The 25,740-nt window shown below is 70.4% G+C and carries 27 protein-coding genes; 8 read left to right on the plus strand and 19 right to left on the minus strand.

All coding sequences use genetic code 11. From position 1 onward, the window contains the following. Positions 1-3 precede the first annotated feature (3 nt). Positions 4-624 (plus strand): molybdenum cofactor guanylyltransferase MobA, encoded by a 621-nt coding sequence (gene mobA, locus ASF60_RS10465; protein WP_056184104.1) that lies wholly within the window; start codon positions 4-6, stop codon positions 622-624. Between the two features lie 154 nt (positions 625-778). Here mobA and ASF60_RS10470 read toward each other — a convergent pair whose 3' ends face one another. The 7 genes from ASF60_RS10470 to ASF60_RS10500 form a co-directional block, all read right to left on the minus strand. Further along, positions 779-1,237: a peptidylprolyl isomerase gene (locus tag ASF60_RS10470; RefSeq protein ID WP_056184106.1), complete on the minus strand. Its 459-nt coding sequence runs from the start codon at positions 1,235-1,237 to the stop codon at positions 779-781. A gap of 4 nt (positions 1,238-1,241) precedes the next feature. Continuing rightward, on the minus strand, positions 1,242-1,721 hold the full coding sequence (locus ASF60_RS10475) for a hypothetical protein (protein WP_443136750.1): 480 nt from the start codon (positions 1,719-1,721) through the stop codon (positions 1,242-1,244). Between the two features lies 1 nt (position 1,722). Beyond that, positions 1,723-2,295, minus strand: coding sequence for a peptidylprolyl isomerase (locus ASF60_RS10480; protein ID WP_056184108.1), 573 nt, complete (start codon positions 2,293-2,295; stop codon positions 1,723-1,725). 48 nt (positions 2,296-2,343) lie between these two features. Further along, entirely contained in the window at positions 2,344-2,844 is a 501-nt protein-coding gene (gene coaD, locus ASF60_RS10485; protein ID WP_056184111.1) for a pantetheine-phosphate adenylyltransferase, read from the minus strand. 174 nt (positions 2,845-3,018) lie between these two features. Further along, positions 3,019-5,679, minus strand: a complete 2,661-nt coding sequence (gene gyrA / locus ASF60_RS10490; RefSeq protein ID WP_443136753.1) for a DNA gyrase subunit A — start codon at positions 5,677-5,679, stop codon at positions 3,019-3,021. 501 nt (positions 5,680-6,180) lie between these two features. Then, the gene (gene ssb, locus ASF60_RS10495; protein WP_056184115.1) at positions 6,181-6,765 is read right to left on the minus strand and encodes a single-stranded DNA-binding protein; all 585 of its coding nucleotides are present in this window, start codon (positions 6,763-6,765) and stop codon (positions 6,181-6,183) included. Between the two features lie 221 nt (positions 6,766-6,986). After that, positions 6,987-8,018 (minus strand): NADP-dependent oxidoreductase, encoded by a 1,032-nt coding sequence (locus tag ASF60_RS10500; RefSeq protein ID WP_056184118.1) that lies wholly within the window; start codon positions 8,016-8,018, stop codon positions 6,987-6,989. A gap of 356 nt (positions 8,019-8,374) precedes the next feature. Between ASF60_RS10500 and ASF60_RS10505 the strand changes: the two genes are divergently transcribed. Then, positions 8,375-8,770 carry a DUF4174 domain-containing protein gene (locus ASF60_RS10505; RefSeq protein WP_056184120.1) on the plus strand — a complete coding sequence of 132 codons (396 nt, stop codon included), beginning with the start codon at positions 8,375-8,377 and terminating at the stop codon, positions 8,768-8,770. A 132-nt stretch (positions 8,771-8,902) separates the two neighbouring features. On the opposite strand, the gene ASF60_RS10510 is transcribed toward ASF60_RS10505, so the two are convergent. Continuing rightward, entirely contained in the window at positions 8,903-9,394 is a 492-nt protein-coding gene (locus tag ASF60_RS10510) for a hypothetical protein (RefSeq protein WP_056184121.1), read from the minus strand. A 242-nt stretch (positions 9,395-9,636) separates the two neighbouring features. On the opposite strand from ASF60_RS10510, the gene ASF60_RS10515 reads away from it, so the two are divergent. Next, positions 9,637-10,494 carry a phosphodiester glycosidase family protein gene (locus ASF60_RS10515; RefSeq protein ID WP_244478387.1) on the plus strand — a complete coding sequence of 286 codons (858 nt, stop codon included), beginning with the start codon at positions 9,637-9,639 and terminating at the stop codon, positions 10,492-10,494. A 9-nt stretch (positions 10,495-10,503) separates the two neighbouring features. On the opposite strand, the gene ASF60_RS10520 is transcribed toward ASF60_RS10515, so the two are convergent. The 6 genes from ASF60_RS10520 to ASF60_RS10545 all read right to left on the minus strand — a co-directional run bounded on the left by ASF60_RS10520 (position 10,504) and on the right by ASF60_RS10545 (position 15,093). Next, on the minus strand, positions 10,504-10,818 hold the full coding sequence (locus tag ASF60_RS10520) for a hypothetical protein (RefSeq protein ID WP_056184123.1): 315 nt from the start codon (positions 10,816-10,818) through the stop codon (positions 10,504-10,506). 25 nt (positions 10,819-10,843) lie between these two features. After that, a complete protein-coding gene (locus tag ASF60_RS10525; protein ID WP_056184125.1) occupies positions 10,844-11,026 on the minus strand; it encodes a hypothetical protein in 183 nt (60 codons plus the stop codon). Positions 11,027-11,059: 33 nt separating this feature from the next. After that, positions 11,060-11,419, minus strand: a complete 360-nt coding sequence (locus ASF60_RS10530; protein WP_056184127.1) for a hypothetical protein — start codon at positions 11,417-11,419, stop codon at positions 11,060-11,062. An 84-nt stretch (positions 11,420-11,503) separates the two neighbouring features. Continuing rightward, positions 11,504-12,622 (minus strand): NADH:flavin oxidoreductase/NADH oxidase, encoded by a 1,119-nt coding sequence (locus ASF60_RS10535; protein WP_056184129.1) that lies wholly within the window; start codon positions 12,620-12,622, stop codon positions 11,504-11,506. A 96-nt stretch (positions 12,623-12,718) separates the two neighbouring features. Further along, positions 12,719-14,689 (minus strand): propionyl-CoA synthetase, encoded by a 1,971-nt coding sequence (locus ASF60_RS10540; RefSeq protein WP_056184132.1) that lies wholly within the window; start codon positions 14,687-14,689, stop codon positions 12,719-12,721. A gap of 221 nt (positions 14,690-14,910) precedes the next feature. Continuing rightward, on the minus strand, positions 14,911-15,093 hold the full coding sequence (locus ASF60_RS10545; RefSeq protein ID WP_056184134.1) for a YdcH family protein: 183 nt from the start codon (positions 15,091-15,093) through the stop codon (positions 14,911-14,913). A 242-nt stretch (positions 15,094-15,335) separates the two neighbouring features. Here ASF60_RS10545 and ASF60_RS10550 point away from each other — a divergent pair, with 242 nt between their 5' ends. From ASF60_RS10550 to ASF60_RS10565, 4 genes are all read left to right on the plus strand, one after another. After that, the gene (locus tag ASF60_RS10550; RefSeq protein ID WP_056184136.1) at positions 15,336-15,554 is read left to right on the plus strand and encodes a YdcH family protein; all 219 of its coding nucleotides are present in this window, start codon (positions 15,336-15,338) and stop codon (positions 15,552-15,554) included. Positions 15,555-15,690: 136 nt separating this feature from the next. Next, entirely contained in the window at positions 15,691-16,188 is a 498-nt protein-coding gene (purE, locus tag ASF60_RS10555) for a 5-(carboxyamino)imidazole ribonucleotide mutase (RefSeq protein WP_056184138.1), read from the plus strand. Positions 16,189-16,236: 48 nt separating this feature from the next. Then, entirely contained in the window at positions 16,237-17,346 is a 1,110-nt protein-coding gene (locus ASF60_RS10560; RefSeq protein ID WP_082507856.1) for a 5-(carboxyamino)imidazole ribonucleotide synthase, read from the plus strand. 261 nt (positions 17,347-17,607) lie between these two features. After that, positions 17,608-18,483 (plus strand): tetratricopeptide repeat protein, encoded by an 876-nt coding sequence (locus ASF60_RS10565; RefSeq protein ID WP_056184142.1) that lies wholly within the window; start codon positions 17,608-17,610, stop codon positions 18,481-18,483. A gap of 11 nt (positions 18,484-18,494) precedes the next feature. Here the strand turns inward: ASF60_RS10565 and ASF60_RS10570 are convergent, their stop codons facing one another. The 5 genes from ASF60_RS10570 to ASF60_RS10590 all read right to left on the minus strand — a co-directional run bounded on the left by ASF60_RS10570 (position 18,495) and on the right by ASF60_RS10590 (position 24,653). After that, positions 18,495-19,277, minus strand: coding sequence for an SGNH/GDSL hydrolase family protein (locus ASF60_RS10570; RefSeq protein ID WP_082507857.1), 783 nt, complete (start codon positions 19,275-19,277; stop codon positions 18,495-18,497). 90 nt (positions 19,278-19,367) lie between these two features. Further along, positions 19,368-21,035, minus strand: coding sequence for a methyl-accepting chemotaxis protein (locus ASF60_RS10575; RefSeq protein ID WP_056184146.1), 1,668 nt, complete (start codon positions 21,033-21,035; stop codon positions 19,368-19,370). 289 nt (positions 21,036-21,324) lie between these two features. Continuing rightward, positions 21,325-22,317 (minus strand): class II fructose-bisphosphatase, encoded by a 993-nt coding sequence (gene glpX, locus ASF60_RS10580; RefSeq protein ID WP_056184148.1) that lies wholly within the window; start codon positions 22,315-22,317, stop codon positions 21,325-21,327. A gap of 136 nt (positions 22,318-22,453) precedes the next feature. After that, positions 22,454-23,776 carry a homoserine dehydrogenase gene (locus ASF60_RS10585; protein ID WP_056184149.1) on the minus strand — a complete coding sequence of 441 codons (1,323 nt, stop codon included), beginning with the start codon at positions 23,774-23,776 and terminating at the stop codon, positions 22,454-22,456. 172 nt (positions 23,777-23,948) lie between these two features. Further along, positions 23,949-24,653 (minus strand): ceramidase domain-containing protein, encoded by a 705-nt coding sequence (locus tag ASF60_RS10590; protein WP_056184355.1) that lies wholly within the window; start codon positions 24,651-24,653, stop codon positions 23,949-23,951. A gap of 233 nt (positions 24,654-24,886) precedes the next feature. Between ASF60_RS10590 and xth the strand changes: the two genes are divergently transcribed. Then, the gene (gene xth / locus ASF60_RS10595) at positions 24,887-25,681 is read left to right on the plus strand and encodes an exodeoxyribonuclease III (RefSeq protein WP_056184152.1); all 795 of its coding nucleotides are present in this window, start codon (positions 24,887-24,889) and stop codon (positions 25,679-25,681) included. Positions 25,682-25,740 lie beyond the last annotated feature (59 nt).

A 25,740-nucleotide genomic window follows, 5' to 3' on the forward strand; every position in this document is an offset into this window, starting at 1 on the left:
CCGATGCCGCCGGTGCTGGGCGTCGTCCTCGCCGGAGGGCTCTCGCGACGCATGGGCGGCGGCGACAAGCCCCTGCGCCAGCTCGGCGGCCGCACCCTCCTCGACCGGGTGGTGTCGCGCTTGGCGCCGCAATGCGGGGCCGGCCTGATCCTCAACGCCAATGGCGACCCGGCGCGGTTTCCGGGGTTTCCCGGCACGGTCGTGCCCGACGGCGTTCCGGACCACCCGGGTCCCCTGGCCGGCATTCTCGCCGGCCTCGATCACGCGGCGTCCCACCATCCGGTGGTGACCCATCTCGCCAGCGTTTCGGGCGATGCGCCGTTCCTGCCCCTCGACCTCGTCGCCCGACTCGCCGACGCGGCCGAACGGGTCGGCACCATCGCGATGGCGGCCTCGGGCGCGCGCGAACACTTCACGGTGGCGCTGTGGCCGGTGGCCCTGCGGGCGGACTTGCGCGAGGCCCTCGTGGTGCGGGGCGAGCGCCGGGTCGGCGCCTTCCTGAGGCGCCACGCGGCCGTCGCGGTATCGTGGCCGGTGGAACCCTACGATCCGTTCGCCAACATCAATGCGCCGGAGGACCTGGTCGCGGCGGAGGTGGTCCTGGCCGACATGGCCGGGCCGTGATCGCCCGGCCGGCCGGCGACGGGACCGGGTGCGGCGGGAATTGAGGACGGACCCCGAAAAACGAAAGACGTGCCCGCGCTCTCGCGCGGACACGTCTTTCAAGATCGATCGTTCCCGAAGAAGCGTTCCCGAAGACCGGTCGATCCGGGTCGGATCAGGCGGCGCCGACGGTCGCCTTGACGATCTTGTCGGGGGTGCGCGGCGGCTCGCCCTTGTTCAGGGTGTCGACCACGTCCATGCCCTCAACCACCTTGCCCCAGACGGTGTACTGCTTGTCGAGGAAGCGGGCATCGCCAAAGCAGATGAAGAACTGCGAGTTGGCCGAGTGCGGGAAGTTGGTGCGGGCCATCGAGCAGGTGCCGCGCACGTGCGGCTCGGCGTTGAACTCGGCATTCAGGTCGGGGAGGTCGGAGCCGCCCGAGCCGGTGCCAGTCGGGTCGCCGGTCTGGGCCATGAAGCCGTCGATGACGCGGTGGAACGGCACCCCGTCATAGAAGCCCTGTCCGGCGAGCGTCTTCAGGCGCTCGACGTGGCTGGGGGCGAGGTCGGGGCGGAGCCCGATCACGACGCGGCCCTTGGTGGTCTCCAGGATGATGGTCTCGGTCTCTGCCATGGGTCTAGACTCCTTGTCCCTTGGGTCCTTGGTAGATGAAGCGGAGCGCGATGGGGCGCCCCGCAATGGCCGCGCCGAGGGCGGGGGTGATCCGGGCCGGCGTGCAGCGCCGGATCGCCGCCAGGGTCGCATCGGTGAGGATGCGGTCGGCACGGGTATCCAAATCCTGCGTCGCGTAGGTGACGCGCGGCGCGCCGATGACGCTGCCGTCGCGCCGGAGCGCGAAGCGGGTCGTGATCTCGGCGCGCCCCAAACCCGTCAGCCCCGGCGGGATTTTCCAGCAGGCGGCGAGGACGGGATACAGGCTCCGGAGCGTATCGGCGGGCGACCGCGCGTCCGCCCGGCCCGGGACCGGCACCCGGACGGTGCCGCGCAGGGTTTCGGGAAGGCTCAGCGGGCCGGTCGACGGGGCGGCCTGCGCGACGGCCGAGACCGTGAGCGTGGCCGCTCCGATCAGGGCGCTCCGCAGGCCGCCCTGCCGCACCTTACTTGGCCCCCTGTGCCATCTGCATCTTCACGATCTTGTCGGGGTTCTGGACCGCGCCGCCGGGCGCGCCCGGGGCGGCCTTCTTGATCGCGTCGACGGCCTCCATCCCGGAGGAGACCAGCCCCACCACCGTGTACTGGCCGTTCAGGAACGGCGCGTCGCCGAGGCAGATGAAGAACTGGGAATTGGCCGAATTCGGGTCCGACGAGCGGGCCATTCCGACCGTGCCGCGACGGAACGAGGCCTGCGAGAACTCGGCCGGAATGTTGGGCAGACTCGAGCCGCCGGTGCCGTTGCCCTTCGGGTCGCCGGTCTGGGCCATGAAGCCGTCCATCACCCGGTGGAACTTGAGGCCGTTGTAGAAGCCCTGCTTGATCAGGGTCTTGAGCTGCGCCACGTGTTTCGGCGCCAGCTCGGGCCGCAGCTCGATGGTGACGCGGCCGTCCTTGGTGTCCAGGTAGACGGTGTTCTCGTCCGCCGCCCGCGCCGCCGGTGCGGTCGCCAGCAGGCCGGCCACGGCCAGAAGGGCGACCCGGCGGTTGAGTCCGAAAGTCTTTTTGCCAGAAGTCATGAGAATCAGCGGTCTCTCGTTGGACGTGACGGAGGGAATCAGTGGCGTTCAGGCCGTGCTGAAGCGCTGCGCGAGTCGCGTCGCCACCACCTGCGGCACGAACGGCGAAACATCGCCACCCATGGCGGCGATCTGGCGGACCAGGGTGGCGGTGATGGGCCGGACGCCCGTGGACGCAGGCAGGAACACGGTCTGCACCTCCGGCGCCATGGCGCCGTTCATGCCCGCGAGCTGCATCTCGTAGTCGAGGTCGGTGCCGTCGCGCAGGCCGCGGATGAAGACGCTGGCGCCGACCCGTCGCGCCGCCGTCACCGCGAGGTCGTCGAAGGTCACGATCGTCAGCGCCGTGCCCTCGGCCTCGGCCAGGGGCTCGCAGGTGAGGCGCAGAAGCTCCGCCCGTTCCTCGGGCGAGAACATCGGCGCCTTGCCGGGATGCACACCGATGGCGATGACGAGGGTGTGCACGAGCCGGCACGCCTGACGGATGACGTCGAGGTGTCCGTTCGTGACCGGGTCGAACGAGCCGGCATAGAGGGCGGTGCGGATCATCGCGGCCCGGGGTAGAGCATTTCGTCTCGAAACGGAACCTCCGGCCCGGAGGGAACCCCTCAGCCGGGAGGGAAGCCCTCAGCCGCGAAGCAACCCCTCAGCCCGGAAACGACACGGGCGGGTCCTCCGCCGAGGGCCCGCCCGTGTCGTTCGTTCGTGGCCGTGCGCCGTGGCCTACGCGGCCTCGTCGCCGCCCTCGGTCTCGTCCTCGCCCTCGATGTGCTCCACCGACACGACCTTCTCGGTCTTCTCGGTGTTGAACACCGTCACGCCCTGCGAGGCGCGGCCGACGATGCGGATGTCGTCCACCGGCACCCGGATGAGCTGGCCGCCATCGGTGACCAGCATGATCTGGTCGGAGGGCTGGACCGGGAAGGAGGCCACGAGGTTGCCGTTGCGGGCATTGACCCGCATGGCCGTGATGCCTTTGCCGCCGCGGCCCGAGGTCCGGTATTCGTAGGACGACGTCCGCTTGCCGAATCCGCGCTCCGACAGCGTAAGCACGAACTGCTCGTTGGCGCCCATCTCGTTGTAGCGATCGAGCGAGATCGCGCTGGCCTCTGCGACGCCCTCCTCCGCCTCGGGGCTCGTCGTCTCCTCGCCCTCGACGCCGTCGCCGATCACAGCGCGCCGCATCTTCAGGTAGCCGGCGCGCTCCTCGGGGCTGGCGTCGAAGCTGTTGAGGATGGTCATCGAGATGACGCGGTCGTCCTTGGCCAGGTTGATGCCGCGCACGCCGGTGGAATCGCGGCCCTTGAAGACGCGGACATCTTCGACGGGGAAGCGGATGCACTGGCCCGCCTGCGTGGTGAGCAGCACGTTCTGGTCGGCGCGGCAGATCTCCACGTGGACGATGTGGTCACCCTCATCGAGCTTCATGGCGATCTTGCCGGCGCGGTTCACCTGCACGAAGTCCGAGAGCTTGTTGCGTCGGACCCCGCCGCTGGCGGTGGCGAACATGACGTCCAGGGTCTCCCAGGAGGCCTCGTCCTCCGGCAGCGGCATGATGGTGGTGATGCGCTCGGTGCCGGCATCCATGGACAGGATGTTGACCAGCGCCTTGCCGCGCGCGTTCGGCGCCGCCATCGGCAGGCGCCAGACCTTCTCCTTGTAGACCTGGCCCTGGTTCGAGAAGAACAGCACCGGCGTGTGGGTGTTGGCCACGAACAGGCGGGTGACGAAATCCTCGTCGCGGGTCGCCATGCCGGAGCGGCCCTTGCCGCCGCGGCGCTGGGAGCGGTAGGTCGAGAGCGGCACGCGCTTGACGTAGCCCGCGTGGGACACGGTGACGACCATGTCCTCGCGTTGGATCAGGTCCTCGTCCTCGACGTTGGCGTCCCAGTCCAGGATCATGGTCCGGCGCGGGGTGGCGTAGGCCTCGCGGACCTCGGCGAACTCGTCCTTGACGATACCCATGATGCGCAGGCGCGAGCGCAGGATGTCGAGATAGTCGGCGATCTCGTCGGCGAGCTTCTTCAACTCGTCGCCGATCTCGTCGCGCCCGAGGGCGGTCAGGCGCTGCAGGCGCAGGTCGAGGATGGCGCGGGCCTGGACCTCGGACAGGCGATAGGTGCCGTCATCCGACACCCGGTGGCGCGGATCGTCCACGAGGGCGATCAGCGGCGCGATGTCGTGGGCCGGCCAGTCGCGCGCCATCAGCGCGTCGCGGGCGCTGTTGGGGTCGGGCGAGGTCCGGATCAGGCGGATCACCTCGTCGATGTTGGCGACCGCGATGGCGAGGCCGCACAACACGTGGGCGCGCTCGCGCGCCTTGTTGAGGAGGAACTTGGTCCGGCGGGACACCACCTCTTCGCGGAAATCGATGAAGGCCTGGAGCAGGTCCTTCAGGTTCATCAGCTCGGGGCGGCCGCCGTTCAGCGCCACCATGTTGCAGCCGAAGGACGATTGCAGCGGGGTGAAGCGGTAGAGCTGGTTGAGCACCACGTCCGCCATGGCGTCGCGCTTGATCTCGACCACGATGCGCATGCCGTCGCGGTCGGATTCGTCGCGCAGGTCGGAGATGCCCTCGATGCGCTTCTCCTTCACCAGCTCGGCGATCTTCTCCATCAGAGTCGCCTTGTTCACCTGATACGGGATCTCGGTGAAGATCAGCGCCTCGCGCTCCTTGCGCAGCTCCTCCACGTGGGACTTGGCCCGCATGATGACCGAGCCGCGCCCCGTGGCGTAGGCCTGGCGCGTGCCGGCCCGTCCCAGGATCGAACCGCCGGTGGGGAAATCGGGGCCGGGCACGATCTCGGTGAGCTGCTCGATCGACAGGCCGGGTTCGTCGATGAGGGCGACGCAGGCGTCGATCAGCTCGCCGAGATTGTGCGGCGGGATGTTGGTGGCCATGCCCACCGCGATGCCGCCGGCGCCGTTGACCAGCAGGTTGGGGAAGCGGGCCGGCAGGACGGTCGGCTCCTCGCGCGACTCGTCGTAGTTCGGCTGGAAGTCGACGGTGTTCTTGTCGATATCCGCCAGCAGCGCGTTGGCGGGCTTGGCGAGACGCGACTCGGTGTAGCGCATGGCCGCCGCCGGATCGCCGTCGACGGAGCCGAAATTGCCCTGCCCGTCGATGAGCATCAGGCGCATCGAGAAGTCCTGGGCCATGCGGACCAAGGCGTCGTAGATCGATTGGTCGCCGTGCGGGTGGTAGAGACCGATCACGTCGCCGACGATGCGGGCCGACTTGACGTATTTGCGCTCGGGCAGGTGCCCGCTCTCGTAGGCCGCGTAGAGGATGCGCCGGTGCACCGGCTTGAGGCCGTCGCGCGCATCCGGCAGCGCCCGGCTCACGATCACGCTCATGGCGTAATCGAGGTAGGAGCGCTTCATCTCGTCGGTGATGGAGACGGGCTTGATATCGGAGGCGGGCGGCGGCGTGCCGGCGCCCGGAAGTTCGTTGTCTGCCAAGGTCTTCGGTCTCTGCTGATACGAAGGCCCGGAGCGTCGGCGGCGCCGGTCAGGCGCGCCCGCTCACGGGATGTGTGTGCGCATCACCGGCGATCGGGCCGGGCCACGCATGGTCCTGCCCAAAGCCATAGCGCATTTCGATGGCGCAGGCCACCAAATCAGCCTTAACCCTCTGGCAACCAACGGTTTGCGCAGGCGTCGCCCAGGACGCTTTCGTGCGGGGGTGGCGAGCGACGGCCGTCCACCGAACGCGAACGGGCGCGACACCCCCGGTGCCGCGCCCGTCAGCCGCCGCGAGGGCTCGGCTGATCCGTGAGGGACGATCTTCGGTACGGCGCGTGGCCTTGAAGACCTTGGCCCGGGAGTCTTCCGTTCTCGTGTGTCTGGTCGGGATCACCGGTTTCCCCTGATCCCTGACAAACTCTAGAACGGGATATCGTCGTCGAGGTCGAAGTTCGGCTTGGAGCCGCCGCTGCCCCCACCCGATGCGGGCCGGCGATCGCCGCCGCCACCGGACGAGCGGCCGCCGCCGGCACCGCCACCACCGCCGTAATCCCCGCCCCGGTCGCCGCCGCGTCCGCCACCGCCGCCGAAATCGCCGCCGCGGCTGATCTGGCCGCCGCCCTCTTCGTCCATGCCCATCTCGCCGCCGCCGCTGCGCCCGTCGAGGAGCGTCAGCTCACCGCGGAAACGCTGCAGCACCACCTCGGTGGTGTACTTCTCCGCGCCGGATTGGTCGGCCCATTTGCGGGTCTGGAGCTGGCCCTCGATATAGACCTTCGAGCCCTTGCGCAGGTACTGCTCCGCCACGCGGGCGAGGTTCTCGTTGTAGATCACCACCGAGTGCCATTCGGTCTTCTCCTTGCGCTCACCCGACATCTTGTCCTTCCAGGACTCGGATGTGGCGATGCGCAGGTTCACCACCGGATCGCCGGAGGCGAGGCGCCGCGTCTCGGGATCGCGCCCGAGATTGCCCACCAGGATCACCTTATTCACGCTGCCGGCCATGCCGCTCTCTCCTACCGATCGATCTCACGATGCGCCGCAGCTCCGGGACCCGTCCTCCCGGCGGCCGCGATGTCGCCTTTCATGAGCTTCCGAACGGCTCCGGGCAATCGCGGCCAGCGAACTGTCCCCGTGACTCTCACGGGATTCGCGCAGGTTCACGTTCTATATTTGTTCTCATCGCTTGGCAAGGCGCATCGCGGGGATGCGCCTTGCCCTCGGCCTCACCCGAGGCGCACGAGGAGCTTGCCGAAGTTGCGCCCCTTCAGCAGGCCCGCGAAGGCATCGGGGGCGTTCTCCAGGCCGTCGACGATGTCCTCACGGTGGACGATCAGCCCGTCGCGGAGCCAGCCGCCGACCTCGGCGAGGAAGTCCCGCTCCTGGGCGGCGAAATCCCAGACGATGAAGCCCTGGACGTGCAGGCGCTTCGACAGGATCGCCCGCATCAGCAGCGGGATCCGGTCCGGCCCGGGCGGCAGTTCGGTGGCGCTGTAGCCGGAGACGAGACCGCAGACCGGGATACGCGCGAAGGTGTTGAGGAGCGGCAGGACCGCATCGAACACCGCCCCGCCGACATTCTCGAAATAGACGTCGATGCCGTCCGGGCAGGCGGCCGCCAGGGCGTCGGGGAAATCCTCGGCCCGGTGATCGAGGGCGACGTCGAAACCGAGGGTCTCGCGCAGATAGGCGCATTTCTCGGGGCCGCCCGCGATGCCCACCGCCCGCGCGCCCTTGCGCTTGGCGATCTGCCCGACGAGGGAGCCGACCGGTCCAGCGGCGGCGGCCACCACCACGGTCTCGCCGGCCTTGGGCTGTCCGATGTTGAGGAGGCCCGTATAGGCGGTCATGCCGGGCATCCCGAGGACCCCGAGGGCGGTGGTCACGGGGGCCGCTTCGGGATCGAGCTTGCGCAGGCCCTCACCCGCCGCGGTATAGGAATCCTGCCAGCCGCCGAACCCCACCACCCATTCGCCGACGCGGTAATCGGGATGGTTCGAGGCCGCGACCTCAGCCACGGTGGCCCCCACCATGGTGTCGCCGATCGCGACGGGCTCGGCATAGGATTTCGCCGCGCTCATGCGGCCGCGCATGTAGGGATCGAGGGAGAGATAGCGGTTGGCGAGCAGCACCTCGCCGGCCTGCGGGGTCGGCATCCGCGCCTCTTCCAGGCGGAAGTGCGACGCGTTCGGTTCGCCGTGCGGGCGGGCGGCGAGGACGATGCGGCGATTGAGGGTGGTCGCAGGAACGGCGGTCATGGCGTCTCCGGGGATTTTCACGCCTGCGCGATGGCGGGCGAATCGACGAACGGGTGAGTGGGCCAGAAGGTGGGCACGGCCGGCCCCGCATGCGGTCAACAACGCGGATGGCAGACATGGCGGAAGAGCCGGCAACGCGGAAAAACGGGCAACGCGGAAAATGGGCAACGCGAAAGAACAGAAAACGTCGATGAATGCGCAACGCGGTTCCATGAACGAGAACGGGGGCCGGATTGCGAAAATGGATGCAGCGGGGCGAAGACAACGCGTCGAATCGACTGCACGAACCGGGCGCCGGGTTCCGCGCGGGGCGGTTGTGCGTTGTCCGATCGGAACGCTCAGGCGGGAGGACGCGGATGCGGCTGGGGTTGATGATCGGTGCGACGCTGCTGGGGATCGGCGCGGCGGAGGCCGCAGAGGATGCGCTGGCCCGGTATCGCGGGGTCTCGCGGGTTCTGGTGCTCTCGGCGCCCGACGCCGCCGATCCGAACCTCGCCGCGCAGCGCGCCATTCTGGCGAAGGCCGCGCCGGGTGTGAGGGAGCGGGACCTGGTAACCCTGGAGGCCATCGGCGACACCCCGGAGGCCCATCGGCTGCGCGGCGCACTCGGTTTGCCGGGCGGCACGTTCCGGGTCGTCCTGGTCGGTAAGGACGGCGGGGCGAAACGGACCGACTCATCTCCGCTGGCGGCCGGTGCGCTGTTCGACACCATCGACGCGATGCCCATGCGCCGCGACGAGCGGCGTCGCTGAGGTCAAGCGCCGCGACGAGCGGCGTCGTTAAGATGGAGCGCCGCGACGAGCGGCGTCGCTGATCGGCCGGAAATCCGTCGCCCAACGAAAAAGGGCCGCACGCGGCGGCCCTTTCCGTGTCGCCGGAACGGCTCAGTAGCAGCGCTCGACCAGCACCCGGCGATAGCCGTAAGGCGTCCAGCGCACGCGCGGGACAGTGTAGCAGCCGCCGCCGTAGCCGTAATCGTAGGCCCCGTAGCCGACGGGGGCGTAGCCGTAGCCGTAGCCCGGGCCGTAGCCACCGTAGAGACCGCCGGCGGCGAGGCCGAGGCCGACGCCGAGACCCAGGCCGCCGAGACCGTAGCCGAAACCGCGTCCATAGCCACGGCCATAATAGCCGCCGCGATAACCCCCGAAGCCGCCGCGGTAGCCGCCGAATCCGGCATGGCGATAGCCCCCGAAGCCGCCGCGATAGCCGCCGAAGCCACCCCGGAAGCCGCCGCCGCCAAAGCCGCCCCGGAACCCACCGCCGCCGAATCCGCCGCCGTGGAAACCACCACCATGGAAGCCGCGGGCCTCGACCGTGGCCGGGATCATCGCGAGGGCGCCGATCATGGCCGCAGAGGCCAGAACCACTCGTTTCATCGCAGGATACTCCGAGAGAATCGAAAACAGTCCCCTTATGACTGAGAACGCCGTGGCACCGGAAACGGTTCAGGTGCGTTGCATCTCTCCCGCTTTCGTGAAACCCACCCCGCCCGTCGCCCGCGTGCGGGCGCACTTGACCCATTGCCCGCGTGCGGGCGCTCTTGAAATCAGCGTCGGTTTCGGGCGAGGAAGCGGGCCACCGCCGCGATCCCTCGGCGCGCGGTCGTCGGACATGCGGGATGATGATGGTTCAGGGTGTCGCGCGGGCTCGCCTTGGGACGAGCCGTTCTCCGGGTCAGGTCCGGACCCTGATCCGCGCCGCCTGCCTCGGCCTCGCGCTGACCGGCACGGCATTCGCCGCTCCGGCCTCCCCTCCCAAAGCGGCGTCGGTCCCTGCACCGGTCCCTGCCCCGGTGTCCTCCGCGGTGTCGGCACCTTGCCGCGCCGTCCTGGCGGGGGGCGAGACCTATACGGTGTGCACGGTCGACCTGCGGCGTGAGCGGGTGCGCCTGTTCTGGCTCGGGGCGGACGGCCTGCCCTATTCCTCGCTCTCGACTCTGGCGGAGAAGCAGGGCGCGTCCCTCCGCTTCGCCATGAATGCCGGCATGTACGACAAGGGTCAGGCCCCGGTCGGGCTCTACATCGAGGACGGGCGCGAGCTGAAGGGCGTCTCCACCGCCAACGGGCCGGGCAATTTCCATCTCAAACCGAATGGCATCTTCTGGGTGAAGGGCGACCGGGCCGGGGTGATGGAGACGGGCCGCTACCTGCGCAGCCCGCCCAAGCCCGATTTCGCCACGCAATCCGGCCCGATGCTGGTGGTGGACGGGCACATCCATCCCAAGATCTCCGCCGACGGCCCGAGCCAGAAGATCCGCAACGGCGTCGGGGTGCGCGACGACGGGCGCACCGCCGTGTTCGCGATCTCGGAGCGTCCGGTGAGCTTCGGCGCCTTCGCGCGCCTGTTCAAGGACGGCCTGGGCTGCCGCAACGCGCTGTTTCTCGACGGCAGCGTGTCGAGCCTCTATGCCCCGTCGATGAAGCGCCAGGACATCAGCCGCCCCCTCGGCCCGATGGTCGGGGCGGTGGCGCGCTGACCTCCGGCCTCAGGCATCGTCCTCGCGGCTGAAGACCTCGCCCTCCTCCGCCAGCCGCGCATCGGCCTCATCGCTGCGAAGGATCTGGTCGTCACGAAGAATCTGGAGGGCGCGGTACTGCTGGAGCAGGCCGCGCAGGCGGATGTTGGCCTCGGTGCAGTCGGCCGGCTCCGGGCTGTCCGCCGCACAGCCCGCGATGGTCTCGTCGGTCTGCCGCTCGATGACCGCCCGATCGGCCGCGCTCGCGGCGTCGAGGTCGCCGAAGCCCAGCTCCAGCGCGATCAGTTCGGCGATCTCATGCCGCTTGTCCTCGATCTCGGACATGTCCCCTCCCGGGTTGCTCTCCGTCCTAGAGAACGGTCAGGGCGGTCAGGTCGATCCAGGCCTCCTGCTCGTCGCCATCGACGTCGCCGTCCACGAACCAGCGGCACAGGGCCCGGTCGCCGTCCAGGGCCACCACCGTCATGGTGGCCTCGTTGTCGTCGGATGCGACGTAGTCGCCGACCTTGATCGCCACGGCTCGGGTCTCCACGGAACGCCTCCTCGCCTCTGTGATGGATGGGTGTCAGGCCCGCCTGGCCCGTTTGCCGAAGGCGACCGAGAGGCGCGCGCGCACGCCCTCGGGGATCTCGGTGCGTGATTCGATCCGCACGCAGGGCATCTCGGCCCCGATGGTGCTGCGCGGGTCGAAGTCGAAGCGCATGTGGCGCAGGCCGAGTTCGAGGCCGGTGACGCCGTCCGACTGGGTCAGGTCCTCGCCGAAGACCTCGATCAGCGGCCCGTCCGGATCGCCCTTCTCGATCTGGATGATGAAGTAGCCCGCCGGCTCCTCCTCGTCGTCGGCCCCCGAGATCAGGGTGATGCCATTCTCGATGTCGAGGCGGACCCGCTCCACCGCGAAGGTCGTGACGTCGTCGTCGTCCATGCCGTGTGTCTCTCGCGAAACGCCCGCCGCGGCGGGGTGACTGAAGGGAAGCGGCCGAGGGCCGGGAGGTTTCGGCGGGCTCGCTCAGCGCTGTCCGTGCCGGGTATCGGTGAAGAGGTCCTTGAACTGACGCGGCTGCGAACGCCAGTACTGCCGGGGCGCCCGCACCTGCGCGCCGAGCTCGGCCGCCGCGTGCCAGGGCCAGCGCGGGTTGTAGAGGAGGGCGCGCGCCAGCGAGACCGCGTCGGCTTTGCCCTCCTTGAGGATCGATTCGGCGTGGGCCGCCTCGGTGATGAGCCCGACCGCGATGGTGGTGAGACCGGTCTCGGCCTTGATCCGCTCGGCGAAGGGCACCTGGTATCCCGCCGAGAGCGGGATCTGCTGGCGGGTGGAGAGGCCGCCAGTGGAGACGTGGATCGCCGCCGCGCCCCGGCGCTTCAGGGCATGGGCGAATTCCACCGTCTCCTCCAGGGTCCAGCCGTCCTCGACCCAGTCGGTGGCCGAGACCCGCATCCAGACCGGCTTGCCGGCCGGCACGACCTCGCGCACCGCCTCGAAACATTCCAGGGGAAACCGCATCCGGTTGGTCAGCGAGCCGCCATACTGGTCGGTGCGCTGGTTCGAGAGCGGCGACAGGAACTGGTGCAGGAGGTATCCGTGGGCGCCGTGCAGCTCGAACCCGTCGACGCCGAGGCGCAGGGCGCGCCGCGCGGTCTCGACGAAGCCGTCGCGGATGCGCTTCAGCCCCTCCGAATCGAGGGCGTGGGGCGCGACCTCGCCGTCCCCGTGCGCCAGGGCCGAGGGGCCTTCCGTGCGCCAGCCGTCCGCAGCCTCCGGGTCGATCTGGGCGCCGCCGTCCCAGGGGGCGCGACTGGAAGCCTTGCGGCCCGCATGGTTGATCTGGATGGCGATCGGCACCGGCGCATAGCCCCGGACCGCATCGAGGACGCGGCCGAGCGCCCGCTCGGTCTCGTCGGAATAGAGCCCGAGGTCGGTGGGCGAGATGCGGGCCTCCGGCGAGATCGCGGTCGCCTCCAGGGTGAGGAGGCCGGCGCCCGACATCGCCATCTGGCCGAGATGCATCAGGTGCCAATCGCCGGCCTCGCCCGCATGGGCCGAGTACTGGCACATCGGCGCGACGATGATGCGGTTGTCGAGGGTGAGGTCGTCGAGGCGCAGGGGCTCGAACAGGCGGGCATTCATGCGGGGCTCCGGCTTGGATGCATGCTGGCTGGGCCACGGGCCTGGCTGCATGCGCGGCGGCGTCCCCGCATAGGTGGCGCGCCGGCGCGCGCTTGGCTACCCGCCCGATCGGTTCCCCTGCCCCGTTCCGCCTCCTCCGATCCCCCGGCTCTTCAGGCTGGCGCCGATCTCGTCGAGGACGCCGGCATCGTCGATGGTCGGCGGCGTCGTCCAGGGCTCGCCGTCGGCGATGCGCTTCATGGTTCCGCGTAGGATCTTGCCCGAGCGCGTCTTCGGCAGCCGCTGCACGGTGAGCGCCAGCTTGAAGGCCGCGACAGGGCCGATCTGGTCGCGGACCAGGGCCACCAGCTCGGCCTCGATCGCCGCCGTCGACCGGTCCACGCCCGATTTCAGCACGACGAAGCCGCAGGGCTGCTCGCCCTTCAGGGCGTCGCGGATGCCGATCACGGCGCATTCGGCGACGTCCGGGTGGCTCGCCAGCACCGCCTCCATGCCGCCGGTGGAGAGCCGGTGCCCGGCGACGTTGATGATGTCGTCGGTGCGCCCCAGCACGGTGACGTAGCCGTCGGAATCGACGATGCCGGCATCCGAGGTGTCGTACCAGCCCGGGAAGGTGGCGAGGTAGCTCGACCGGAAGCGCGCCTCCGAACCCCAGAGGGTCGGCAGGCAGCCCGGCGGCAGGGGCAGCTTCAGCGCGATGGTACCCATGGTGCCGGCGGGCACCGGCTTGCCGGCCTCGTCGAGGACCTTGAGGTCGTAGCCGGGCATCGGCACGCAGGCGCTGCCGTGCTTGACCGGCAAGGCTTCGAGGCCGACCGGATTGCCCGCGATGGCCCAGCCGGTCTCGGTCTGCCACCAATGGTCGATGACCGGTCGGCCGAGGGTGCGTTCGGCCCAGGCCACCGAATCGGGATCGGCCCGCTCGCCGGCGAGGAACAGGGTGCGGAAGGCCGAGAGGTCGTAGGCGCCGACCCGCTCGGCCCGCGGGTCCTCCTTCTTGATCGCTCGGAGCGCCGTCGGCGCGGTGAACAGGCAGGCGGCGCCGTAATCCGAGACCACCCGCCACAGGGCGCCGGCATCGGGCGTGCCGACCGGCTTGCCCTCGTAAAGCACCGTCGTGCAGCCCTGCAGCAGGGGCGCGTAGACGATGTAGGAATGGCCCACCACCCAGCCGATGTCGGAGGCGCAGAAGTAGGTCTCGCCCGGCGCCACGGCGTAGAGGTTGGGCATCGACCAGGCCAGCGCCACGCAGTAGCCGCCGGTGTCCCGCACCACGCCCTTCGGCTTCCCCGTCGTGCCCGAGGTGTAGAGGATGTAGAGCGGGTCGGTGGCCGCCACGCTCACGCATGCGGCCTCCCGGCCTGCGGCGGCGGCCCGCGCCACCGTCTCGGCCCAGTCGTGGTCGCGCCCCGGCACCAGATCGGCCGGGCCCTGCGGGCGCTGGAGGATGAGGCAGGCGGCCGGTATGTGGGTCGAGGCCGCCAGCGCCGCGTCGAGCAGCGGCTTGTAGGCGACGACGCGGCTCGGCTCGATGCCGCAGGAGGCGGCCAGCACCACCTTCGGGGCGGCGTCCTCGATGCGGATCGCCAGCTCGTTGGCGGCGAACCCGCCGAAAACCACGGAATGGACGGCTCCGAGCCGGGCGCAGGCAAGCATCCCGAACAGGGCCTCGGGCACCATCGGCATGTAGATCACCACGCGATCGCCCCGCCCGACCCCGAGATCGCGCAGCACGCCGGCCAGCACCGCCACCGAATCGCGCAGCTCCGCGTAGGTGATTCGGCGCTTCGTGCCGGTGACGGGCGAATCGTACAGGATCGCCGCCTGGTCGCCGCGCCCGGCGGCGACGTGGCGATCGACGGCGTTGTGGCAGGCGTTCAGGGTCGCGTCGGGAAACCAGCGGCCATAGGCGCCGAGCGTCGGATCGAAGGCGCGGGTCGGTGGGCTGGCCCAGTCGATCGCCCGTGCCGCGTCGAGCCAGAAGGCCTCCGGATCGGCCAGCGAGGCCGCGTGGGTCTCGGCATAGCGGCCGGGCCGCGGGTTCGGGGCGTGAGGCGTGGCGTCCATGGCGTATCCTGCGGGCGACCGGTCGTGCGCGCCGGTTTGCCCGGCACTCTACCGGACTTTTCGCCGCCGGACTGCACGGCCCTGACGAACAGCGGCGCAGAGCCTCTTCCCAACGAAAGTCCCTTCCCCACGAAAGTCCCTTCTCAACGAAAACCGCCGCCCTGGAGACCAGCGGCGGCGGCGAACGCTCTAGAGACTACGAGGGAGGAACGGGACGGCCGCTAATGCAGCGCGTCGGTATCGGTTCGCAGGCGGTTCATCTCGTCCTTGAGGTGGAGCTTGCGTCTCTTGAGCTCTGCGATGCGCAGGTCGTTCGCCGAGGGTCGGACGGTGGCGTTGTGGATCTCCCGCTCGAGGGCTTCGTGCTTGCGGGCGAGCTGGGTCAGGTGCGTCTGCAGTGACATGAGCTGTGTCTCCTGTCTCGTTTCGACGGGTCCAGACTGGCATATGATCAGCCGGCTGTCGAAGGGTATCGACGGCCATGCTTGCGGGATTTTTGGCGTGATGAATTTTTGGCGTGATGGATCTTTGCGCAGGCCCAGGGTCGAGTCCGCGGATGGTTGTGCAGGAGCCCGGCCGGGTTCTTGCCGGGGCCGACCGGCTGTCGCATGGTCCCCCATGACGGTGGCCCGGGACATCAGGTGCGATGGCGGTTCAGTTCGATAACGATGCCTCGGTGGAACCGGCCGACGAGTTGGCGCGGTTGAAGCAGGAACATCGCGACCTCGACGGGGCGATCGATGCCCTCGAACTCGGCGTGATCGCCGACCAGCTCCAGATCCAGCGCCTGAAGAAGCGCAAACTCTCCCTGCGCGACCGGATCTCCTATCTCGAGGACCAGATCACCCCCGACATCATCGCCTGATCACGGGGGTGCCTCGGCGTGCTGCCGCGCTGGCCTGCTCCCTTGCGGGCGCGGCGTCGCTTTTGTATTCGGCGTTCCGGTAGCCTCGGCACGTCGCCCGGCTTGTCTCGCATGTGCGCGAAGGGATGTGACGACGATGGCGGGAGCCTCCCCGGTCGCGATCATCATGGGCAGTCAGTCGGACTGGGCGACCATGCGGCATGCGGCCGAGACGCTGGATGCGCTCGGCGTCGCCCATGACGACCGCATCGTCTCGGCCCATCGCACGCCCGACCGCCTCGTGGCCTTCGCCAAGGGCGCCAAGGCGGAAGGCTTCCAGGTTGTGATCGCGGGAGCCGGCGGCGCCGCCCACCTGCCGGGCATGACGGCGGCGATGACGTCCCTCCCCGTCCTCGGCGTGCCGGTCGAATCGAAGGCGTTGTCCGGCCAGGACAGCCTGCTCTCCATCGTGCAGATGCCGGCCGGCATCCCGGTGGGCACCCTCGCCATCGGGCGGGCGGGGGCGGTCAACGCCGCCCTGCTCGCCGCCGCCATCCTGGCTTTGACCAACGCGGACCTCGCCGCGCGGCTCGAATCCTGGCGTGCCGCGCAGACGGCCAGCGTCGCCGAGACGCCGCGCAGCGATCTCCCCTGAAGCCTCGTGACTCCTGGAAAAGCAGCCCGTTTTGAGAAGTCCCCGTTCGTGACCGCACGCCCTCCCCTCCAGCCCGGCGCGACCCTCGGCATCGTGGGCGGCGGCCAACTCGGCCGCATGATCGCCCTCGCGGCCGCGCCTTACGGCCTCAAGGTCCACATCTTCGCCCCCGACGCCGACAGCCCGGCCTTCGACGTGTCGTCCGAGCGCACGGTCGCGGCCTATGACGACGTGGCCGCCCTGGCGCGCTTCGCGGCCAGCGTCGACGTGGTCACCTACGAGTTCGAGAATATCCCGGCCGAGGCCGCCGAAGCCCTGGCCGCCAAGGCGCCGCTGCATCCCAATGCCGCCGCCCTGGCGACGACCCAGGACCGGCTCGCCGAAAAGCGCTTCATCAACGATCTCGGCATCGAGACCGCGCCGTTCCGGGCCGTCGACACGCCCGAGGACCTGACCCGGGCGCTGGCCGAGATCGGCCGTCCGGCGGTGCTGAAGACCCGCCGCTTCGGCTATGACGGCAAGGGCCAGTGCATGATCCGGGCCGAGGGTGACGCCGACGCGGCGGCGATCCTGGCCGCCTTCAACGGCGCGCCCTGCATCCTGGAAGGCTTCGTGCCGTTCGAGGCGGAGGTCTCGGTGGTGGCCGCCCGCGGCGCCGACGGGGCGTTCGCGGCCTACGACCCCTGCGCCAACGAGCATCGCGACCACATCCTCGCGGTCACCCGCGTGCCCGCCCCCGGCATCGCGCCGCAGACGGAGGCCGCCGCCATCGGCATCGCCCGGCGCATCGCCGAGGCGCTCGACTATGTCGGCGTGCTGGCCGTCGAGTTGTTCCTGGTGCCCCAGGCGGATGGCCCCGCTCGGGTCGTGGTCAACGAGATCGCCCCACGGGTTCACAATTCCGGTCACTGGACCATCGAGGGGGCGACCGCCTCTCAGTTCGACCAGCATGTCCGCGCGGTGTGCGGCTGGCCCCTCGGCGATCCGTCGCGGATCGGCGGCATGGCGGTCACGATGCACAACCTGATCGGCGACGATGTCGATGCGTGGGCCACGATTCTGGCCCGCCCCGGCGCGCATCTCCACCTCTACGGCAAGGGCGAGGCCCGGCCCGGCCGCAAGATGGGGCACGTCACCGAGTTGCTGCCGAAGACCTGATTCCGGCCCGAAACCGCGGCCCGTTTGCTACACCCGACCCCGGCCTGACCGGTCCGCGATGCTTTCGGAAGCGCGGCTTCCGGCGGGACATACCTTCGCCACATCCGAACGCTTGAGCGGGACCTGTCGCCGATTTTAAGCGCGCATTCACCGCGATGCGGGAGGGTGCCGGCGCACCCGGTTCCGCCCAGGCGGATGCCGGGCGGGGATGCGATCGATTCGGGGGCGGCATCGCGCGCGATGCCGGGGGGAGCGAGGACCATGACGGTTTTGAAGCTGCGGGCATCGAAGGCGGGGCTGATCGGGGCCACGGCGCTCGTGGCGGCCGCGTTGGCGGGCTGCGAGACCTATGGCGGCGGCGCCACCGCGTCGCGCCAGTTCGCCGTGCTCGAATCCGACCAGACGGGCGCCACCACGGTCAACATCGCCTCGCTCTCCGACGTGATCCAGCGCAACCCGAACGACGCGGCCGCCTACGTGACGCGCGGCGCGGCCTATGCCCGGGCCGGCCAGTTCAACGACGCCATCGGCGATTTCACCAAGGCGGTGCAGATCGACCCGAACTCGGCCTCGGCCTACAACAACCGCGCGCTCGCCAACCGCCAGATCGGCCGCAATGACGCCGCGCTGCAGGATTTCTCGAAGTCGATCTCGGCCGATCCGAACTATGCCCCGGCCTATATCGGCCGCGCCAACGTGCTGCGCGCCCAGGGCGACCTGGACGGCGCCACCACCGACCTCAATCAGGCGATCCGCCTCGCGCCGGAATCGGCCGAGGCCTACCACGCCCGTGGGCTCGTCCGGCAGAAGCAGGGCCAGAACACCCAGGCCATCGCGGATTTCGACGCCGCCATCGACCGCAACCCCTTCGTGGCGGCGCCCTACGCCGCCCGGGGCCAGAGCCTGATCGCCACCAACCAGTACGACAAGGCGATCGAGGACTACAACGCGGCCCTCAACGTCAACAACAAGGACGCGACCTCCTGGGCCTATCGCGGCCTCGCCTACGAGAAGTCGAACCGCAAGAAGGAAGCGACGGAGAGCTACCAGCGCGCCGCGCAGATCGAGCCCGGCAACCCGATCGCCAAGCAGGGCCTCGGCCGCGTCCAGGGTGGCGTCGGGTCGCTGTTCAACTAAGGGCCGGCTGTTCAGTCCGGCGCTCGGTCGGCGGCCATCGCCCGCAGATACGCCGCGATCCCGGCCGCCAGGGCCTCGTAGTCCTGCAGGTGCACGCCGTCCGGCGGCACCGCCCGGGTGGTGAGCCCCGGTTCCCCGTCGCGCAGCTCCGCGAACGGGTCGAAGACCCGGCATCCGTGCCGGGCGCAGAGCCGCTGCAGGACCGCCGTGTAGGCGGCCACCGCCGCCGGATCGCGCCCCGTTCGCGCCTCCGGTCCGATCGGCGGCACGGCGGCGACCAGCACGCGATCCGCCTGCGCCGCCAGCCCGGTGACGATGCGCGCCACCGCCGCTTCGAATCCGCCGGACGTGCGCGTCGACAGGGGATCGGCCCGGCGCAGGATGTCGTTCGTGCCGACGAACAGCACCGCGATTCCGGCCCGGACCGGGAAGACCAGCGCGTCGATCACGTCGGCATAGCGGCGGGCCGAGGTGCCGCCGATGCCGCCGTTGACCACGTCCGGCCGCCGCGCCAGCACGTCGCCGACAAGCTCGGCATGCGAGTTGCCCGCCAGGAACACGAAGCCTGGAGCCGCTTCCGCCAGCGCCGCGCGGATCGCCGGCAGGCGCTTGGCCAAGTGCGCGTCGGCGATCTCCCGGTTCCGCCGCCCCGCCTCCGATGGCTCGGACCGCGTCCCGACGCCGAACACCGAAACGCCGAATGTCAGGGCGCCGAGCGCTGCGGCCCCGAGACCGCCGGCGAGCAACCGGCGTCGCGTCCCCCATCCCGGCCGGCCGTCATGGGACCCGCTCATCCGTTCTCCCGATGTCACACGCGCTCGCGATCACCGGCATCAGCCGCGAAAGACGGGCTCCCGGCAAGCCCAGCCAGCCTGTCTACGGTGTCAGGCCGCCTGGACCGTGGCGAGGAAGCCCGCGACCTCGGCCCCGAGCTGTTCGGACTGGCGCGACAGCTCGGAGGCGGCGGCCAGGACCTGGGACGACGCCGCACCGGTCTCGCCGGCGGCCTGGGTCACGCTGCCGATGCTGAGGGTGACCGAGTGCGTGCCCTGGGCGGCCTGGTTCACGTTGCGGACGATCTCCTGGGTGGCCGCCCCCTGCTCCTCCATCGCCGCCGCGACGCCCATCGCGATGCTGCGCAATTCGCCGATGGTCGCCCCGATGGTCCGGATCGACGCGACCGCCTGGCGGGTCTCACCCTGGATCGTGGTGATCTGATCGGAGATCGTCGCGGTGGCCCGGGCGGTCTGGGATGCCAGCTTCTTGACCTCGCCCGCCACCACGGCGAAGCCCCGGCCGGCCTCCCCGGCGCGGGCCGCCTCGATGGTGGCGTTGAGCGCCAGCAGGTTGGTCTGGGCCGCGATCCCGGAGATCAGGCCCACCACCGTGCCGATGCGCTCGGCGCCCTCGGCGAGGCCGAGCATGATCGTGTCGGTGGCGGCGGCGTTCTCGGCGGCCCGCTCGGCCATTGCCGTCGAGCGGGCGACCTGGGCGGCGATCTCACCGATCGAGGAGGCCATCTCCTCGCTCGCGGCCGCCACGGTCTGGACGTTGGCCGAGGTCTGCCCGGCGGCCGAGGCGGCACGCGAGGCCTGGTCGGCCGTCTGGTCGGCGGTGCGGCTCATGGCCCGCGCCGTCGCCTCCATCTCGGTGGCGGCGGAGGACAGACCATGGGTCAGCTGCGAGACCTGGGCCTGGAACGCCCGCGTGGCCGCGTCCAGGATTTCGGCCCGGCGCATCTTCGCCGCGCCCTCGATGGCGGCGGCGGCATCGGCGTCGCGCTTGGCGATCATCGCGTCCTTGAAGACCTGGACGGCGCGGGCCATCGCGCCGATCTCGTCCCGGCGGTGCGCTCCCGCGACGGCGGCGTCGACATCGCCGCCCGCGAGGCGGGCCATGGTGCCGGTCATACCGCCGAGCGGGCGCACCACCAGGGCCAGCACGGTGTAGAGGCCGACCCCGATCGCGGCGGTGGCCAGGGCCAGCAGGACGAGGAGCGCCAGGCGCGACCGGCCGGACGTGGTCTCGGCCCGCTCGAACTCGGCCTGCGCCTCGCGGACCTGCAGGGCGGTGAGCCGGCTGAGGACGCCGTTGGCCTCCTCCATGCCCTTCACCAGCGCCGCATGGGTCGCCTCGAAATCCGGTGTGCCCCCGGCGGCGAGGCGGCGCAGGATGTCGGCCGCGACCGCGCCGTTGTGGTCGATGCGCCGCTGCATCTCGGCGGCGAGGTCCTTCTCCTCGGGCGTCAGGTAGGTGGCGAGATAGGCCGACCACTGCGTCCCGATGCTGCCGAGATCCGCCGCGATCTTCGCCTCCGCGCGGCTGGCCTGCCCGTGCCGGTTCCGGAGTTCGCGCGAAGTAGCCAGCAGGTCGTCATAGGCATCGCGGATCAGGCTGAACTGGCGCAGCGGCACGATGCGGTCGCCGAACACCGCGTTGAAGCTCTGGTGGTTGGCCGACAGGGCGAGATTGCCGATCCCCGATGCGGCGAGCAGCAGAAGCCCCATCACGCCGAGGAGCGTGACGAGGCGGCCTTTGATGGTGGTGAGCATGGGATGGCCTGCCGAAACGAACGTCGGGTGTCCGAAGCCCCGCCGCGTCGGCACAGGCCCGGGGTTCATGGAAGAACCTTCTCAAGCCCAGGTATCCGCCAAGGTATGAAGATCGACGTCGGTCCTCACGAGCAGCGTTTCACGGCCCATAAAAATCTTCGTGAGAAACTTCTGCCGTGCTTTCTTTGACGGCATGGAGCGCTGACCGATGTTTGTCTTCGGCTCGCCGATCTTGATCTTTGATGGTTTAAGAGATCTTCGCGTTCGCCCGCCGTGCGGCGCCCGATCCCTACGACGCAGCGGTGTCGGCCTGGCGGTGCTCGCACAGCATGCGGCGCACCGTTCCGGTGGCCGAGCGGTAGACCACGGTCTCGGTCTCGATCATGCCGGGCTTGAAGCGCACGCCCCTGAGCAGGGCGCCGTCGGTGACGCCGGTGGCCGCCACGATGACGTCGCCGCGGGCCATGTCGCGCAGCTCGTATTTCCGGTTCGGATCGCTGATGCCCATCCGGGCGGCGCGCTCGCGCTTGTCGTGGCTGTCGAGGATCAGGCGGCCCTGCATGTGGCCGCCGATGCAGCGGAGCACGCCGGCGGCGATGACGCCCTCCGGCGCGGCACCGGTGCCGAGATAGATGTCGGCCCCCGTCGCGTCGGCATTGGCGGTGTGGATGATGCCCGCGATGTCGCCGTCCGAGATCAGGCGGATGCCCGCCCCCGTGGCCCGCACGGCGGCGACGAGCTGCATGTGGCGCGGCCGGTCGAGGATGATCGCGGTGATCTGGGCCGGGTCGACGCCCTTGTGCCGGGCGAGTGCCGCGATGTTGTCGGCCGGGCTGGCGTCGAGGTCGACGAGGCCGGCCGGATAGCCGGGCCCGATGGCGATCTTCTGCATGTAGACGTCGGGCGCGGCCAGCAGGGAGCCGGCCTCCGCCAGGGCCGTCACCGCGATGGCGCCGGGCATGTCCTTGGCGCAGAGGGTGGTGCCCTCCAGGGGATCGACCGCGATGTCGACCTTGGGGCCGTGGCCGGTGCCGAGGCGTTCGCCGATGTAGAGCATCGGGGCGTTGTCGCGCTCGCCCTCGCCGATCACCACGGTGCCGTCAATGGGCAGGAGGTTGAGTTCGAGGCGCATGGCGTCGACGGCGGCTTGGTCGGCCTCTTTCTCGCGGCCCTGCCCCCGCAGGCGGGCCGCCGCGATGGCCGCGCGCTCGGTGACGCGCGCGAGTTCGAGCGTCAGCGAGCGGGCCACCGGCACGCGCGATTCCAAATTGCCACCGGACATGTGAGCCTCGCGCCCCTGCGCCTCTCTACGGGCGCTCCTTATGAACTAAAATGCGAGCGAGGCACGAAGTTTCGCCGCGAGCACGCACTTTATCGTCGTGGGTCCACACACCGTACCAAACCGGACGGAACCGTCGCTACTCGCGCTCGATCCGGATCAGCTGAGGCGCCTCGGCCAGCAACCCGTCCTGCGCGATGGCATCGAGGGCCGCCCGGATGGTGCCCTCGGTGGCCGCGTAGGTGATCAGCACCAGGGGCACTGGCTGCCCCGAGCGGCCGTGCGGGTCCTTCGTGGCGGCGCTCTCGGAGCGGCGCTGCAGGATGCTCTCGATCGAGATGTCGCGCTCAGCCATGCGGGTGGCGACGCCGGCCGCGACGCCGGGGCGGTCGTGCACGGTGAGGCGGATGTAGTAGCCGCCTTCGTGCCGCTGCATGGCGACGCGCTGCGACGGACTCAAGGCGGCCGCGGCCCGCCCGAAGGTCGGGCGCCGGGTGCCGGCGGCGATGTCGGTGATATCCGCGACCACGGCCGAGGCGGTGGCCTCGCCCCCGGCGCCGGGGCCGATCAGGGTGAGCTCGCCCACCGCGTCGGCGTCGATGGTGACCGCGTTGGTCACGCCCATGACCTGCGCGATGGCGGAGGATTTCGGCACCATCGTCGGGTGGACCCGCTGCTCGATGCCGCCGGCCGCCGCCTGGGCCACGCCCAGGAGCTTGATCCGGTAGCCGAGTTCCTCCGCCATGGTCAGGTCGAGGGGCTGGATCGCCGAGATGCCCTCGACCGAGACGCCCTCGGCGTCGATTTCGGTGCCGAAGGCGAGGCTGGTCAGGATGGCGAGCTTGTGCGCGGTGTCGAAGCCCTCGACATCGAAGGTCGGGTCGGCCTCGGCATAGCCCAGGGCCTGGGCGTCCTTGAGGCAGGCCTCGAAGGTCAGGCCCTCGCGCTCCATCCGGGTCAGGATGTAGTTGCAGGTGCCGTTCATGATTCCGTAGACGCGCGACACGGCATTGCCGGTCAGGCCCTCGCGCAGGGCCTTGATCACCGGGATGCCGCCCGCGACGGAGGCCTCGTAGGCCAGGGCCACGCCCGCCGCCTCGGCCTGCCGGGCCAGGGCCGCGCCGTGCTTGGCGAGCAGTGCCTTGTTGGCGGTGACCACGTGCTTGCCGGCCGCGAGGGCGGCCTCGACGGTGGTCCGGGCCGGGCCTTCGGCACCCCCGATCAGCTCCACCACGCAATCGACCTCGCCCGAGTGCGCCAAAGCCACCGGATCGTCGAACCAGGTCACGCCCGCGAGGTCGAGGCCCCGGTCGCGGCCCTTGTCGCGCGACGAGACGGCGGTGACGCGAATCGCCCGCCCGCTGGTCTGCCCGAGGGCTTCGGCCCGGCGGGCGACCATGCGGACGACGGCGGCGCCCACGGTGCCGAGGCCGGCAACGCCGAGGCGAAGGCTCTGTGTCATGGCTGTCTGTCCGTCACTCTGTCGCGCCGTGGACCTGCCGCGCCGGCGGTGAACCCGGCGGGGGTCTCGCGTCGATCGGCGGATGCGTGCGCCGCGCTCGACGCGGCCCGATCTTCTGCAACGAATTGTTGGGGGGCGCAACAAAACGGCGGTCCGCCGCCGTCCGTGCGGGTCACGCACCGCGCCGGCGGTAGCGGACGGCGGTGAGGGTCAGCCCGAAGAGCACGCCCGCGTTCAGGACATGCCACAGGGCATGGGTGCCTAGCGGCCAGACCGGGCAGATTGCCCGGTCCAGGGTGCGGAGGGTCAGCGACAGGCAGAACAGGGCCGCGATCCACAGGAGCGCCCGCCCGGCCTCGGCGCGGGCCGGGCCGAGGGCACAAGCCTGGGGCCGCAGCAGGCCGGCGGCGACGCCCGCCAGCGCCAGGATGGCCGGAAGGTAGGCGACCGAACCGTTGGTGAGCACCTCCGTCGAGCGCCCGGTGAGCGCGTCGAGGGCCGGCTCCAGGCCGAAGCCGAAGGCCGCGAAGGCCAGGGTGGCCAGGAGCGCGGGCGTGAGGCCGAGGCCGAAGAAGCGCCGCAGGGCGAGCAGGACGTAGCCGTGGATGAACAGCGCGATCGGGATCACGTCGGCCAGCAGCGACCAGCGCACCGCCAGGGTGTGAAACAGGAACGAGCCCAGGCCCACCACCGCCATCAGGGCGCCGAGGAGCAGCGCCGGTCCGTCGGAGCGTTCCGAGCGCCGAATCCGCCAGACCACGGCGGCGGAAGCGGCCAGGAAGGCCCCGTTCGACAGGGCGTTGACCGGCTCTGCCCAGAAGCCCGGATCGGACCGCTCGCAATAGGCGCAGATCGGTGCCCACCAGTCCCCGGCCATCCGGCCCTCCATCGCAGGCCTCGAGCCTTGCGCTCCGGGAGCCTTGCGCGCTTGAGCCTTGCCCGCCTCAAGCCTTGCCCGCCTCAAGCCTTGCCCGCCTCAAGCCTTGCCCGCCTCAAGCCTTGCCCGCCTCAAGCCTTGCCCGCGCCTTGCCCGCCTCAAGCCTTGCCAGCCGGAAGCGAAGGCCCGATGACGGACCTTCGCGCGCAAACGCCCTCAGAGACCCCCTGCCCATGCGGATCGCCACCTGGAACGTCAACTCGATCAAGCAGCGCGTCGGGCACCTCGTCGGGTTCCTCGACGACGCCAAGCCGGACGTGGTCTGCCTGCAGGAGCTGAAATGTCAGGACGAGGGCTTTCCCCGGGCCGAGATCGAGGCGGCGGGTTACGCGGTCGAGACCCTCGGTCAGAAGGCCTATAACGGAGTCGCCCTGCTGGTCCGGGCACCGCTCGCCATGTCCGAGATCCGCCGCGGCCTGCCGGGCGACGACACCGACGAGCAGGCCCGCTACATCGAGGCGCTGATCTCCGGCGAGGGCGTGCGGCCGGTCCGCGTCGCCTCGATCTACCTGCCGAACGGCAACCCGGTCGACACCCCGAAATACCCCTACAAGCTCGGCTTTCTGGAGCGCCTGCGCGCCCACGCGCGGGCTCTGCGCGAGACCGAGGAGGCGCTGGTCCTGGCCGGTGACTACAACGTCATCCCGGAGCCCGAGGACGCCGCCGATCCCGAGGCCTGGCGCGCGGACGCGCTGTTCCTGCCACAGAGCCGGGCGGCGTTCCGCGCCCTCCTGGCCGAGGGCTTCACGGATGCGGTCCGCGCCTGCGATCCGCGGCCGGGCCTCTACAGCTTCTGGGACTATCAGGCCGGCGCCTGGAACCGGAATGCCGGCATCCGCATCGACCACCTGCTGCTCTCGCCTCAGGCCGCCGACCGGCTGGTCTCGGCCTCGGTGCAAAAGCACCTGCGCGGCCTGGAGAAGCCCTCCGACCACGTACCGGTGACGGTGGAACTCACCAACGCGTGAGCGAACGAACGGCTCCCCCGGGGGTTGGGCCACGCTGTCTCTATGCGCAGACGCTTCCC

Origin of the sequence: Methylobacterium sp. Leaf113 (assembly GCF_001423325.1) — a bacterium.
GTDB lineage: Bacteria > Pseudomonadota > Alphaproteobacteria > Rhizobiales > Beijerinckiaceae > Methylobacterium.

What these genes read in the sequence shown, in the direction of transcription:
- coaD (WP_056184111.1), bottom strand. Translation starts at nt 2,844, where the DNA reads ATGATCCGCACCGCCCTCTATGCCGGCTCGTTCGACCCGGTCACGAAC.
- ASF60_RS10505 (WP_056184120.1), top strand. Translation starts at nt 8,375, where the DNA reads ATGCGGCTGGGGTTGATGATCGGTGCGACGCTGCTGGGGATCGGCGCG.
- ASF60_RS10515 (WP_244478387.1), top strand. Translation starts at nt 9,637, where the DNA reads ATGATGATGGTTCAGGGTGTCGCGCGGGCTCGCCTTGGGACGAGCCGT.
- ASF60_RS10535 (WP_056184129.1), bottom strand. Translation starts at nt 12,622, where the DNA reads ATGAATGCCCGCCTGTTCGAGCCCCTGCGCCTCGACGACCTCACCCTC.
- xth (WP_056184152.1), top strand. Translation starts at nt 24,887, where the DNA reads ATGCGGATCGCCACCTGGAACGTCAACTCGATCAAGCAGCGCGTCGGG.
- ASF60_RS10550 (WP_056184136.1), top strand. Translation starts at nt 15,336, where the DNA reads ATGGCGGTTCAGTTCGATAACGATGCCTCGGTGGAACCGGCCGACGAG.
- ASF60_RS10565 (WP_056184142.1), top strand. Translation starts at nt 17,608, where the DNA reads ATGACGGTTTTGAAGCTGCGGGCATCGAAGGCGGGGCTGATCGGGGCC.
- ASF60_RS10470 (WP_056184106.1), bottom strand. Translation starts at nt 1,237, where the DNA reads ATGGCAGAGACCGAGACCATCATCCTGGAGACCACCAAGGGCCGCGTC.
- ASF60_RS10570 (WP_082507857.1), bottom strand. Translation starts at nt 19,277, where the DNA reads ATGAGCGGGTCCCATGACGGCCGGCCGGGATGGGGGACGCGACGCCGG.
- ASF60_RS10575 (WP_056184146.1), bottom strand. Translation starts at nt 21,035, where the DNA reads ATGCTCACCACCATCAAAGGCCGCCTCGTCACGCTCCTCGGCGTGATG.
- ASF60_RS10500 (WP_056184118.1), bottom strand. Translation starts at nt 8,018, where the DNA reads ATGACCGCCGTTCCTGCGACCACCCTCAATCGCCGCATCGTCCTCGCC.
- ASF60_RS10585 (WP_056184149.1), bottom strand. Translation starts at nt 23,776, where the DNA reads ATGACACAGAGCCTTCGCCTCGGCGTTGCCGGCCTCGGCACCGTGGGC.
- purE (WP_056184138.1), top strand. Translation starts at nt 15,691, where the DNA reads ATGGCGGGAGCCTCCCCGGTCGCGATCATCATGGGCAGTCAGTCGGAC.
- mobA (WP_056184104.1), top strand. Translation starts at nt 4, where the DNA reads ATGCCGCCGGTGCTGGGCGTCGTCCTCGCCGGAGGGCTCTCGCGACGC.
- ssb (WP_056184115.1), bottom strand. Translation starts at nt 6,765, where the DNA reads ATGGCCGGCAGCGTGAATAAGGTGATCCTGGTGGGCAATCTCGGGCGC.
- glpX (WP_056184148.1), bottom strand. Translation starts at nt 22,317, where the DNA reads ATGTCCGGTGGCAATTTGGAATCGCGCGTGCCGGTGGCCCGCTCGCTG.
- gyrA (WP_443136753.1), bottom strand. Translation starts at nt 5,679, where the DNA reads ATGAAGCGCTCCTACCTCGATTACGCCATGAGCGTGATCGTGAGCCGG.
- ASF60_RS10540 (WP_056184132.1), bottom strand. Translation starts at nt 14,689, where the DNA reads ATGGACGCCACGCCTCACGCCCCGAACCCGCGGCCCGGCCGCTATGCC.
- ASF60_RS10545 (WP_056184134.1), bottom strand. Translation starts at nt 15,093, where the DNA reads ATGTCACTGCAGACGCACCTGACCCAGCTCGCCCGCAAGCACGAAGCC.
- ASF60_RS10520 (WP_056184123.1), bottom strand. Translation starts at nt 10,818, where the DNA reads ATGTCCGAGATCGAGGACAAGCGGCATGAGATCGCCGAACTGATCGCG.
- ASF60_RS10590 (WP_056184355.1), bottom strand. Translation starts at nt 24,653, where the DNA reads ATGGCCGGGGACTGGTGGGCACCGATCTGCGCCTATTGCGAGCGGTCC.
- ASF60_RS10530 (WP_056184127.1), bottom strand. Translation starts at nt 11,419, where the DNA reads ATGGACGACGACGACGTCACGACCTTCGCGGTGGAGCGGGTCCGCCTC.
- ASF60_RS10510 (WP_056184121.1), bottom strand. Translation starts at nt 9,394, where the DNA reads ATGAAACGAGTGGTTCTGGCCTCTGCGGCCATGATCGGCGCCCTCGCG.
- ASF60_RS10480 (WP_056184108.1), bottom strand. Translation starts at nt 2,295, where the DNA reads ATGACTTCTGGCAAAAAGACTTTCGGACTCAACCGCCGGGTCGCCCTT.